This is a genomic window from Chitinophaga sp. Cy-1792 (assembly GCF_011752935.1).
Lineage (GTDB): Bacteria > Bacteroidota > Bacteroidia > Chitinophagales > Chitinophagaceae > Chitinophaga.
Genome location: NZ_VWWO01000001.1, coordinates 853,361 through 865,983, shown reverse-complemented (window position 1 = coordinate 865,983; position 12,623 = coordinate 853,361). Strand labels below are relative to the sequence as shown.

General features: G+C 45.4%; 11 protein-coding genes. 7 read left to right on the top strand and 4 right to left on the bottom strand.

All coding sequences use genetic code 11. The features are described from left to right. Positions 1-105 precede the first annotated feature (105 nt). The 3 genes from F3J22_RS03635 to gcvT form a co-directional block, all read right to left on the bottom strand. Complete coding sequence (locus F3J22_RS03635; RefSeq protein ID WP_167014393.1) at positions 106-837, bottom strand: 2-phosphosulfolactate phosphatase; 732 nt, start codon at positions 835-837, stop codon at positions 106-108. A 16-nt stretch (positions 838-853) separates the two neighbouring features. Continuing rightward, a complete protein-coding gene (locus F3J22_RS03630) occupies positions 854-1,327 on the bottom strand; it encodes an SRPBCC family protein (RefSeq protein ID WP_167014390.1) in 474 nt (157 codons plus the stop codon). A gap of 114 nt (positions 1,328-1,441) precedes the next feature. Continuing rightward, complete coding sequence (gene gcvT / locus F3J22_RS03625; RefSeq protein WP_167014388.1) at positions 1,442-2,530, bottom strand: glycine cleavage system aminomethyltransferase GcvT; 1,089 nt, start codon at positions 2,528-2,530, stop codon at positions 1,442-1,444. 202 nt (positions 2,531-2,732) lie between these two features. Here gcvT and F3J22_RS30795 point away from each other — a divergent pair, with 202 nt between their 5' ends. The 7 genes from F3J22_RS30795 (at position 2,733) to F3J22_RS03590 (ending at position 9,280) form a co-directional block, all read left to right on the top strand. Next, positions 2,733-4,082 (top strand): M28 family peptidase, encoded by a 1,350-nt coding sequence (locus F3J22_RS30795; protein ID WP_167014386.1) that lies wholly within the window; start codon positions 2,733-2,735, stop codon positions 4,080-4,082. Positions 4,083-4,195: 113 nt separating this feature from the next. Further along, on the top strand, positions 4,196-4,591 hold the full coding sequence (locus F3J22_RS03615) for a nuclear transport factor 2 family protein (protein ID WP_167014384.1): 396 nt from the start codon (positions 4,196-4,198) through the stop codon (positions 4,589-4,591). Positions 4,592-4,599: 8 nt separating this feature from the next. After that, positions 4,600-5,010: a hypothetical protein gene (locus F3J22_RS03610; protein WP_167014382.1), complete on the top strand. Its 411-nt coding sequence runs from the start codon at positions 4,600-4,602 to the stop codon at positions 5,008-5,010. Positions 5,011-5,022: 12 nt separating this feature from the next. Then, positions 5,023-5,709 (top strand): NUDIX hydrolase, encoded by a 687-nt coding sequence (locus F3J22_RS03605; protein WP_167014380.1) that lies wholly within the window; start codon positions 5,023-5,025, stop codon positions 5,707-5,709. Between the two features lie 99 nt (positions 5,710-5,808). Further along, the gene (locus tag F3J22_RS03600; RefSeq protein ID WP_167014378.1) at positions 5,809-6,717 is read left to right on the top strand and encodes an NUDIX domain-containing protein; all 909 of its coding nucleotides are present in this window, start codon (positions 5,809-5,811) and stop codon (positions 6,715-6,717) included. Positions 6,718-6,729: 12 nt separating this feature from the next. Further along, positions 6,730-8,145, top strand: a complete 1,416-nt coding sequence (locus F3J22_RS03595) for a nicotinate phosphoribosyltransferase (protein ID WP_167014376.1) — start codon at positions 6,730-6,732, stop codon at positions 8,143-8,145. A 220-nt stretch (positions 8,146-8,365) separates the two neighbouring features. Further along, positions 8,366-9,280, top strand: a complete 915-nt coding sequence (locus F3J22_RS03590; protein WP_167014374.1) for a glycosyltransferase family 2 protein — start codon at positions 8,366-8,368, stop codon at positions 9,278-9,280. A gap of 147 nt (positions 9,281-9,427) precedes the next feature. Here the strand turns inward: F3J22_RS03590 and F3J22_RS03585 are convergent, their stop codons facing one another. Then, the gene (locus F3J22_RS03585) at positions 9,428-12,610 is read right to left on the bottom strand and encodes an efflux RND transporter permease subunit (protein WP_167014372.1); all 3,183 of its coding nucleotides are present in this window, start codon (positions 12,608-12,610) and stop codon (positions 9,428-9,430) included. Positions 12,611-12,623 lie beyond the last annotated feature (13 nt).

The window sequence follows — 12,623 nt, the reverse complement described above, 5'->3', positions numbered from 1 at the left end:
AATTAAGGTAAACAAAAAAAGGCTGCCGGTAATTCCGGCAGCCTTTTTAACGAAGGTTTATAAAAAAATAATATTCCAGACTGGCTGTAAACCGCCCAAAGGGCCTTAAACGATGGGTTCTGCCACCAGTTCTCCGTTCTTAAACAACGGCAATACGTTCGCACCGTCGGCAGTCAGGCAATATTCAATATCTTTTTCCAGGTTGTATTTAGACAGGCGTTTGTAGTGTGAGGCCTGCTTCATAAAGGTATAGATATCCCCTTGAGCAGCGTTGTACAGGGTTTCTGCAGCAATCGCGGAGTCACAGTTGATGTCAAAATGGGATTTAATACGGCTAACCACAGCACCGGCGAAGAGGGTATCTTCGAGGTTTACCCTGTCTTTCCAGGCGGCGCAGCCAAGGATTACGTTTTGTCCCTGGGATATGAGGTAGTCGCATACTGCGGTGATATTCGGGAAGGAGCCGGTCACTATCTGGATGGCATCTTTTGCCATGTGCAGCAATTTTGTACCATTGGTAGTGGTGAGTACCAATGTTTTACCTTCAATAAAATCTCTGGGGTATTCAAAAGGGGAGTTGCCATGTACCAGGCCTTCCGCCACTTTTCCATCGCGTTCGCCGGCAGTGATGCCGCCAATGGCGCGTCCGATGTTGACACATTCTTCTACAGAGGCCACCGGGATAACCTTCGCGGCGCCATTGTACAAAGCAGTACAGATCGTAGAGGTAGCACGCAGTACGTCAATAATTACTACAATGCTGTTTTTTACATCATAAAGATGCAGTAGAGCCGGAGATAAACATACTTCCAGGCTGGGTTTGTTGCTTTCTGTCATTCAGTTACGTTTTTCTTTAATCAAGGATCACTCTCCACTTGTCTGTTTCCGCATATTCCTTAATTGTATCGTTGCGAAGACTCAGGAGCTTCGTCATGTATTGCAGCAGATAAAATCGCTCTACCATACGGCCTAACCAGCCATAAGGGGTACCAAATTCCATCAGATCTATCATCACAGTACCATTCTCTATCTCTTTAAAAAAGTGATCATGCTTCATGGAGGTAAAATCCCCTTCCGTCATCTCATCACAAAAATGTTCTATGGCAGACATCTGGGTAATTTTAGTTGTCAGTTGCCTGAGTTTTCCCAGATGGCGGGCCTGCCAGGTGACTGATTCCCCCAAGGAAATCAAACCACTGGTTTTGCCTTTAATTGGCTCCTCTCTGGTATGCTCCATACTTTTTTTATGGAGTGTAATGCTACGGCTCAGGTCAAAAACCCTTTCCCGTGGGGCATGGATCACGGTTGTCAGATGAATAGTGGGCATAGATATGGTATAATTATAAAAATTCCGGTACCCGGAAAAATAGTTTTTCCAGGCACCGAAATTAATAACTTTAACCGGCTATTCATATTCCTATAGCCTGGCCGAATATTTTACTTATCCCAGAAAAGGCACTTTTACCACTTTTGCCTTCAGGGATTTATCTCTAACGGCAATGTAGATATCGCTGTCCAGGCCTGCAAAAGGAGTTTTTACATAACCCAGGCCAATGGCTTTCTGCATAGAAGGAGACTGTGTACCGGAAGTTACACGACCGATAACATTACCTGCTGCATCTTTGATTTCGTAATCGTGACGGGGAATACCCTTGTCCACCATTTCAAAACCTACCAGTTTCTGTTCAACGCCATTTGCTTTCTGTGCTTCAAAGATAGCACGGGAAGGGAAGTCTTTGGTAAATTTGGTAATCCATCCCAGACCAGCTTCCATTGGAGAGGTACGGTCGTCGATATCATTACCATAGAGGCAGAAGCCCATTTCCAGACGCAGGGTATCACGGGCACCTAAACCAATAGGTTTCAGGCCTTTAGGTCCACCTACTTCAAAGAGTGCATTCCAGATTTTATCTGCAGCGCCATCTTTGTCTTCAAAATAGATTTCGATACCACCAGCGCCGGTATAGCCGGTAGCGCTGATAATTACGTTTGGAACACCTGCAAATTCGCCTTTAGCGAAAGTGTAGTATTTCAGGTTTACCAGGTCTACTTCCGTCAGTGGCTGGAGCATGCTGGTAGCATTAGGGCCCTGGATCGCCAGCAGCGCAGTTTTGTCGGAGATGTTGTGCATCTCAACGTTTTTGGTGTTGAACTGGCTGATTCTGTTCCAGTCTTTTTCGATATTGCTTGCATTTACTACCAGCATATACACATTGTCTGGCTCAATGCAGTATACCAGTAAGTCGTCCACAATACCACCTTCATCGTTAGGCAGGCAGCTGTACTGCGCTTTACCCGCTGTCAGTTTGGAGGCATCATTGCTGGTAACACGCTGGATCAGGTCCAACGCATTTTCTCCTTTTAAAATAAACTCGCCCATGTGACTCACATCAAACACACCGGCATTGGTGCGGACAGCCTGATGTTCGTCGTTAATACCTGTGTATGATATTGGCATGTTGTAACCTGCGAATGCAGCCATTTTAGCACCCAACGCAATGTGCTTTTCTGTAAAAGGCGTGTTTTTCATACTTATTTTTTAAAACGCGGCAAAAATAGCATTTTGGATCGTACCAACGCCAGACAGATATAGACAGATGACTTTCAGCAGACTAAATCAATATATTATAAATACCTAAAATACAACGAAATAGTAAAAAGTTCTGGCATGAAATTCCTTATTGGTGAAGGGTAATCCGTAATTTTGCATTCACACCCAAAACTGTTTTGCTGTGAAAAAGATAACCTGGCTGTTACCATTGGTAGTTACTACCATGTATGTAAATGCGCAGAAGAAGAGTGACCGAAAAACCCTGACAAACCTGCAACTGCACATCAATTATCTCAGCAGTGATAAGCTGGAAGGACGCCGTACAGGTGCTCCGGGCGAGCGGCTGGCAGCTGAATACATTGTATCTCAAATGCAACAGATAGGGCTTATCCCTAAAGGGACTGACGGCTTCCTGCAAACATTTACCGTAAAAGAAGGAATGGAACCCGCTCCTGCGTGCGCTTTTGAGCTGAATCACCATCAGCTTACCACCGGCGCCCAGTATATTCCGTTGCCTTTTTCAGCACAAACAGCCGCAAAAGGGGAAGTTTTGCCACAAGCCAATGAACCGGAAAATATCTGGCTCGTGAATGTTGCGGAGATCGACAGCAATAAATACAAGACAAGTCTGGACCTCTATCAGCAGGAAACCGCTACCGCAGCCAAATCCGGCGCAACAGCCGTTATCTTCTATAACGGAAAGGAAAAACCTGCTGAAGTCAGCGCATGGCTACAGCAAAAAACGCCCGCAGCAGCCATCCCGGCAGTATGGGTGGCTCCGGACATCAGCAGGCAACTGGCAGACGATGACGCCAACAGCTTCCTGATCAATATGCACATTGCCCTGCAGCCGGTAAAACAATCAGGCGTCAACGTGATCGGCTATATCGATAATAATGCTGCCCGTACAGTGATTATCGGCGCCCATTATGACCATTTAGGTTTTGGAGAAGATTTACAGGAAGATAGTAAAGTACTGTATAACGGCGCCAACGACAATGCCAGCGGCATCGCGGCATTGCTGGAAATCGCCCGCCAGGTGAAAGCTTCCAAGCTGCATAACAGCAATTACCTGTTCGTGGCCTTCTCCGGCAACGAGCAGGAATGCAGCGGCTCCAGGTACCTGGCTGCCAATAGCCCCATCAACCTCGGACAGGTAAACTATATGATAAACCTGGACATGGTCGGTAAGCTGGACCCCTCCAATGGCCTCCAGATCGGCGGGGTAGGAACCAGCCCTTCCTGGGCAGCATTGCTCCAGGGAAGTGCAAAAGAAACGAAAATCGTATATGATCCAAGCGGTATAGGCCCTTCTGATCATACATCTTTCTATAGAAAAAATATTCCTGTACTCTTTTTCTTTACCGGTAGAGAAGATTATCATAAAAGCGGCGACAGCGCCGATAAAATCAACTACGAAGGCACTTTGACGGTCATGAAAGTCGTTTACGACCTGATAGACAAGACCGATGGAAAGGACAAACTGGCCTTTTCCAACACTCCTGAACCTACTACAGCTGCCATCAAATAATTGCAGCTGATGCTGATATAAAAACGAATTTTATAAATTCGCAATTTGTTTGCATCATCACTTGATGCACTGACGGCTATTGTGTAATTTGTAATTCGTAATTAAAATCCTGAATGGACGAAAAACTGGCGGTAGTTTATAAATATTTTCAGCTACTGGAACATTTTTCAGCAGATGCTGCTGAATTTGCCAGGATATTTCATCCAAATATCATCCAGACGGAATACCCCAATCAGATGTCTAATGATATCAAACAACGGAATTTTGATGTTATTATGGAGAGTATGGCCACTACAAAGCTGATACTCAAATCGCAGCACTACAGCGTGCTGAAGGCATTTGAAAACGGAAATACACTGGTGGTAGAAGCTAAATGGACCGGAGAAATTGGTGTGGATGCAGGAAAATTTCGCCGCGGACAGGTAATGAAAGCGTTTATTTGCACTATAATTGAGTTTCGGGACGGCAAAATTTATCGTCAGCGTAACTACGATTGTTACGAACAATAACAACAGCTATGCGTAAATTATTTTCAATATTATCACTGGCAGCATGCGGGTTGATGGCTTGCAATCAACAGCGCGGTGAAAAGACAATGGACAGATCGGCATATGACGTGATCACTGAAAAAAGCTACGTTTACCGGGAGATGAAACCTGCTCCAGGCCCGCTGTCTGACTCCATCCAGCAATTAAAAAAAGAAATGACCGACTACCTGGACCAGCATGGCTTTAAAAGACATATGGCCGGGAAAGACAGTCTGCTCTTCGTTCGTAGCAATGCGCAGGAAGTAGTAATCGATCTTCCTACCCCGCAGGATGTATGGGAAGCCAATACCATTATCGTTTTCGATCCGGCAAAAAATCCTCGCTTCATCAACCTGCATAAGGGAACAGGTCAGCTCGAACATTATATTAACAGCAAATAACCCGTTTTTACTTTGGCTATCAAGCAACATATAAGACTTACCGTTGATGCGGTAGTATTTGGATATATACCAAAGGAAGGCATTGTGGTACTGCTGATCAAACGTACCATAGAGCCTTACCTGCATAGCTGGGCGCTCCCCGGCGGATTTGTACGTGATGAAGAATCGCTGGAAGATGCCGTTACCCGTGAACTACTGACCGAATCCGGCGTGAATATCAATTACCTTGAACAGTTATATACCTTTGGAGGCCCCGACCGCGACCCGAGAGGCCGCGTAGTGTCTATCGCCTATTTCGGACTGGTAAACCCAACCAACTATAAGCTGGCCGCCAGCTCCGACGCAGAAGATGCCTCCTGGTTCAATATCAAGGATTTGCCAGACCTGGCATTTGACCACGCCACCATTATTGACCTGGCCGTAAAACGCCTCCGTAATAAAATAAGATACGAACCTATCGGCTTCGAACTCCTGGATCAGAAGTTCCCCATCGCCGACCTGGAAAAATTATACGAAACCCTGCTCGACAGACCTATCGACAGAAGAAATTTTCAGAAAAAAATTAATCACCTGGGCATCCTTTTCGCGCATAACGAAAAACAGAAACAGGTGTCGCAAGGCCGTCCGGCAAAGCTTTTCAGCTTCAATGAAGAGAAATACTTCCAGCTGAAAAAAGAAGGTATGGCCTTCGAAATCTAACCCCGGGATTTTATTTTGTGTAATTTTTACAAAAATTATTTTGGAGATATAAAATACCTGCTTATATTTGTGTCATAATTACACAAAATAGCACCGAAGATGCACACAAAGCCCACAGGAGTTATTATCGCCAGGTTTCAAACACCATCCTTACATGAAGGACACCTGGAAATCATCAGACAGGTGAAAGAACAGCACAACCGCGTGCTGATAGTACTCGGCGTTAGTCCGGTAAAAGGTAGCAGGAAGAACCCACTCGACTACCACACCCGGGAAAGAATGATCAAACAGCTGTTTCCGGAAATCATTGTGCTTCCGCTCAGCGACCAGAAATCTGATATGGTCTGGTCCCACAAACTGGACGAACTATTACATAATACCTTCCCGCATGAAACATTTCAGCTGTATGGCAGCCGGGATAGCTTTATAGGCACCTACACCGGCCGTTACCCAACCGTAGCGCTGCCACCGGTAAGCGATTATAATGCTACCGCCCTCCGGGAAGCCATTTCTGACAAGGTTTTCGACACAGAAGAGTTCCGGGCTGGCATTATCTACAATACCTACAGTCTTTTTCCGTCTGTATATGCCACTGTAGATATCGCCGTATTCAGAAACAATAAAACGGAATTACTGCTCGGCAGAAAGCCGAACGAAACAGCCTGGCGGCTGCCAGGAGGCTTCTCTGACCCGGAAGACGAATCTTTCGAAGCTGCCGCACGCCGCGAACTGCAGGAAGAATGCGGCACCTTTGAACCCGGCGATTTCGAATATGTTTCCTCTCTGCGGGTAAACGACTGGCGCTACCGCAGCGAAGTCAATAAAATCATCACCACACTCTTTGCCACAGACCTGATCTATGGCGAACCAGCAGCAGGGGACGACCTGGAAGCACTCAGATGGGTAAACGTAAAAGATATCCCACAACTGATTGCACAACAGGAAATTACCGATACCCATATCCCGCTGATGCAGTTGCTACTCAAAAAATATTCTACCCAAGACTAAAAACTTACTGCTATGACAAAAGAGAATCTCGTTTTGCTGGCCGATGCTTATAAATACTCTCACCACAAATTATATATCCCTGGTACCGAATTCATCTATTCCTATCTCGAGAGCCGTGGTGGTAAATTCAATGAAACCGTGTTCTATGGCCTCCAGTACTTCCTCAAAGAATACCTGGAAGGGGTAGTCATCACCAAAGAAAAAATTGATGAGGCAGAAAAAGAATTGCTGGAAGTATTTGGGAGAAATGATGTTTTTGAGAGAAGCAAATTCGACTATATCGTTGAAAAACATGGCGGTAAGCTGCCGGTACGTATCAAAGCAGTACCCGAAGGAACGGTAGTGCCTGTACGAAATGTACTGATGACCATCGAAAACACGGACCCTGCCTGTTTCTGGCTGACCAACTTCCTGGAAACATTACTGATGCAGGTATGGTATCCATGCACCGTGGCCTCCGTATCAAGAGAAATCAAGAAAGTAGTAGTAGACTATTATAACAAAACTGCTTCTGCTGAAGCCTTTGCCGGAATTGATTTTGTACTGAATGACTTCGGTTTCCGCGGCGCCAGCAGCGTAGAAAGTGCAGGCATCGGCGGTAGCGCCCACCTGGTCAACTTCTCCGGCAGTGACACCATTCCCGGTTCTACCTTTGCAAAAAGGTACTACCAGGCCAAAACCGCACCCGGCCTTTCCATCCCGGCCACTGAGCATAGCATCTGTACCCTCCTCGGCGAAGAAGGTGAACTGGAAATCTTTAAACATGTGCTGGATACCTTCCCCACCGGAACCATCGCCTGTGTTTCTGATTCCTACAACATCTTCCGCGCCTGCGAAGAATACTGGGGCACTGCACTGAAAGAGCAGATCCTCAGCAGACAGGGTACTTTGGTGATACGCCCCGACAGTGGCGACCCCGTTCAAACACTCCTCCGTGTATTCCAGATCCTTATGGATAAGTTTGGATACACTACCAATGAAAAAGGATACAAGGTATTGCCTCCACAAGTGCGGGTGATCCAGGGAGATGGCATCAGCTATTCTTCTATCCCTGGCATTTTTGCCGCACTGGAGCAAGCCGGTATCAGCGCAGAAAACCTTGTACTCGGTATGGGCGGCGCATTACTCCAACGCGTAAACCGTGATACCCAGGAGTTTGCACTCAAATGCTCCTATGCACAGGTAAACGGTAAACATATCGATGTACAGAAATCTCCTGCCGAATTGGATAAAGATGGTCATCTACGCACTTCTTTCAAAAAATCCAAAGCAGGCAAACTTAAGCTGGTAGTAGAAAACGGTGTATTCATTACCGTTAGGGAAGAAGAATTCCCTGATTTGAAGGATCAGCTGGTTACTGTTTTCGAAAATGGCCATCTCACCTCCAATATTACTTTCGAAGCAGTAAGGCAAAACGCCAAACTTTAAAATATTCTAATATATAATACTATACAGCCCCGGCAATAATTAACCGGGGCTTAAACTTATCATATACGAAATCCCGGCTTTTTACCCTATTTTTGAGACACTTTAGATGTAGCTATGCCGCACTGCGGCATCAAATATGCGAACCAACGAACGGACTAATGAATGCAACTTTAGAACTGTCATAACAGAAAAGCCTACAATTATCAAACACTGACAACCTATGAAAGTAAGTGGATTTTCGTACATGCGTAATAGTTTTACGTATGGATACCCTGTAATTCAATCTATCAAATCTGTATTGCCATTGGTAGATGAGTTTATTGCCATTGTCGGGAAAGGGGACGATGGTACCCGCGAGGCAATTGAAGCAATTGGTTCTCCTAAAATCCGGATCATCGATACTGAATGGAGTATTGCAATGACCAAAGGTGGGAAAATCTTTGCGCAACAGGCAAATATCGGCCTGAAAGCAATTTCCCCGGACGCTGACTGGGCGTTTCATATCCAGTCTGATGAATTAATCCATGAAAAAGACATCCCGGAAATAAGACAGGCCATGCTGGAAAATCTCCACAACAAAAAAGTGGATGGTTTCCTGTTTCCTTTCTATCACTTCGTGGGCGACTATAATCACATCGGGCCTACCCGCAAATGGCACAGCAAGGAAATCCGTATTACCCGGAACGATCCTAAAGTTTTCAGCTATCGCGACTCTCAGGGCTTCCGCCTCTACGATTCGGAAGAAGCGTATAACGAAGATGAAAAGAAAAATGGTACCAAGCTGAAAGTAAAATTACTGAACGCACATATCTACCATTATTCTTACTGCCGTAACCCATATCTGCTGCGTGGAAAGGTTAAAAAGTTTAGCAGCTACTATTCCCAGGGAGCCACTTCACCAGAGTTTACCAGGGAAGAGGAACCATTTGATTTCCATTCTGTAATTGATATTCTTGCTCCTTTTACCGGCACACATCCTGCTATTATGCATGATGCTATCGCCCAGCAAAACTGGGAGTTTAAATATGATCCTTCCCGCGGTCGTTTCAAACCAAGACACCGTGTGCTCCATGAGATTGAGAAAATTACCGGCTGGAGAATAGGGGAGTATAAAAATTATAAATTGATCAGCTAGCAAATATTTCGTCTTTATAAAAAGTGCGCTGGTAGTATACCTGCGCATTTTTTTTATCTCTATATAAAAAATAAGCCGGAATAAGATTATTCCGGCTATTACCTAAACCTACAACTGTTACACTGTTAGTAACAAAACTTAAATATCTTAATTGACGTGTATTTCATTTAAAGGCACTTCTTCATAAGAAGCCACCATACGCTGACGGATATATCTTTTCTTCGATAATCTGCCCATACCCAGCTTCGCCATACCCATATCTACGATCATGTACACAACCGGTACTACGATCAGCGTCAGGAACATGGAGCTTATCAGACCACCGATAATTACCCATGCCAGACCATTCTTAGTAGATGCCACACCACCAGTTGCCATTGCAATAGGCAGCATACCAATTACCATCGCGATGGTAGTCATCAGGATCGGACGCAGACGCGCATTGTTCGCGTGAATCAGCGCCTGATAGGTGCTCTGGCCCTGCTCTTTCATCTGGTTGGTAAAGTCGACCAGGATGATCGCATTCTTGGCCACCAGACCGATCAACATGATCATACCAAGGATAGTAAAGATATTGAGCGTATTATTGGTGAGTGCCAATGCCAGCAATGCACCGATAATTGCCAATGGAATGGAGAATAATACCACAAACGGATAGATGTAGTTATCGTAAAGTGCCACCATGATGAGGTATACCATTACGATAGAGATCAGCAGTGCTGCACCTAATGTTCCGAAAGAGTCGCCCTGGTTCTCCGCATCACCGCCGAATACAAAACTAACGCCGGCAGGTCTTTTCATCTTTTCCAGTTTAGCGGCAAACTCCTGGGTTACAGTACCTGATGGTCGTCCCATCACCTGAGATTGTACAGATACAGAAGTATTTTTATCTCTTCTTTCCAGATGGCTAGGTCCGGAGCCTTCTGTTACGGCTGCAAATTGCGACAATTTTATGAGTTGTCCCTTATTATTTATGAACTGAATGTTAGCAACGTCTTCCAGGTTCTTTCTGTTGAAATCATCGAAGCGTAAGTTGATATCATATTCATAATCTCCCTGACGGAATTTCATCTTGGAATCATCGGCTGTACCGGAGAAGGCTGTCTGCATAGTACCACCCACTGCATCCAGTGTGAGGCCCAGTGCCGCCATTTTATCGCGGTCCACTTTCACGTTGATTTCTGGGTTACCCTCTTCTACAGAGAGTTTCACCTCACTGGAACCCGGAATGGTTTTCAGTGTGTCCATGGCGATTTTGGCAAAAGCCATTACGCTGTCCATTTCGGAACCCATCACGATCAGTTCTACAGGCGCACGTTCTGCAGTACCCAGGATACTAACGTCAGTAGTCTTAACTTTCACACCTGGCAGGATTGCTTTCAGCTCTTTCTTGATTTTCGCTGCATAGATATCCGAACCATCTTTACGCTCTTCCGCAGGCACCAGCATCACCGTAATTTCTGATTTATATGCGGTAGACTGAGAAGTACCGAAGCCATCTTCTGAAGTCTGGCCCACGGTAGTAATCAGACGGGTGATTTCTTTCTTCTTATTCAGGTATTGTTCTGCGGTACGTGTAGCCATATTGGATTGCTGAACAGATGCATCTTTCGGCATTTCCAGCTGCACGATGAATTGTCCGCGGTCACCTTTAGGGATAAACTCACCACCGATGTAACCTTTACCTACCAGCATGAAAGACAGGATCAGCAGACCAACAGAACCCAGGATAGTCCAGCGTTTATGTGCCAGTGCCCAACGAAGCAGGCCTGTCATCCAGTCGGTGAATTTCTGCAGTTGTTTTTCAAACCAGAGAATAAATTTCTCAAAGATATTTTTACCGGTGATATGTTCCAGTTTACCCAGTCGGGACGACAGTAATGGCACGATCATGAAAGAAGAGAGCAAGCTCAACATCGTTGAAATCATTACCACCACACAGAACTCACGGAGGATTTTAGATACCAGTTCATTCGTTAAAGAGATAGGCAGGAACACTACCACAATTACCAATGTAATGGAAGTTACGGTAAAACCGATTTCCTTTACACCGTCATAAGCAGCACGGACACGGTTTTTACCCATTTCCATGTGACGGTAGATATTTTCCAGTACCACGATCGCATCATCCACCAGGATACCTACTACCAGGGAAAGACCCAGGAGCGACATCAGGTTGAGGGAGAAGCCCATCAGCTTCATACCAATGAAAGTAGCGATCAGTGAAGCCGGGATGGAGATCATAACGAAAAGGGCACTACGAATACTGTGCAGGAAGAGGAGCATTACTATTGCCACCAGTACTACCGCCAGGATAAGGTCATGTATTACAGAGTCGGCGGATTCCAGTGTAAACTCAGAAGAGTCGTTAGCCACCAGGATTTTCAGCTTATCTGTTGCATATTCACCTTCGATCTTTGCAATCGCTTTTTTCATTTCTTCAGAAACAGTAACCGCGTTGGCATCTGTCTGTTTCTGTACCTGTAAGGCGATCGCGTTTACACCGTCTACACGGGCAATACGTTCAGCATCTTTCTGCGAATCCTGTACATCGGCAACATCCATCAGGCGTATCTGTGACCCGTTGTCCATTGTTTTCAGTACCAGGTTGTTCAGCTGTGCAACATCTTTATATTTACCGGCAAGGCGGATCAGGATCTGCTGATCAACTGTTTTTACTTTACCGGTAGGGAAGTCGAGGTTTGCATTGGTAATCAGCTGACGCAGTTCCAGGATAGAAAGGTTGAATGCCTGCAGTTTCTTAGGATCTACGTTGATCTGGATTTCACGTTCCTGGCCACCGATCAGGGATACCTGGGCAACGCCTGGTAAACGGGAAAGGATAGGCTGAATCTTTTTATCCATCAGATCATAGAATGCTTTATCATCCATTGTTGCAGTAGCAGACAACGTCATGATAGGCAGGTCATCAATAGAGAACTTATTCAGGGAAGGTGGTTTTGCATCACCTGGCAGATCGGCCAGGATAGCATTTACCTTACGCTGCGCGTCCTGGAGTGCGATGTCCACGTTCGCGTCGTTATTCAGTTCTACAGTGATAACGGAAAGGCTTTCAGAAGATTTGGAAGTGATCTTCTTGATTTTTTCCATAGATGCGATCGCATCTTCAATTTTTTTGGTGACAGTACTTTCCACCTCGTTAGGAGATGCGCCCGGATATACCGTGGCAATAGTAACTATCGGAGAGCTGAACTTAGGCAGGAGCTCATAGTTCAGGGCTTTATAGCTCATCACGCCCAGCAGCGTAAGGATGGTAAACACCACCACTACGACGGTAGGTCGTTTTATCGATACTTCAGTAATCTTCATGTTGAAAGAGTTT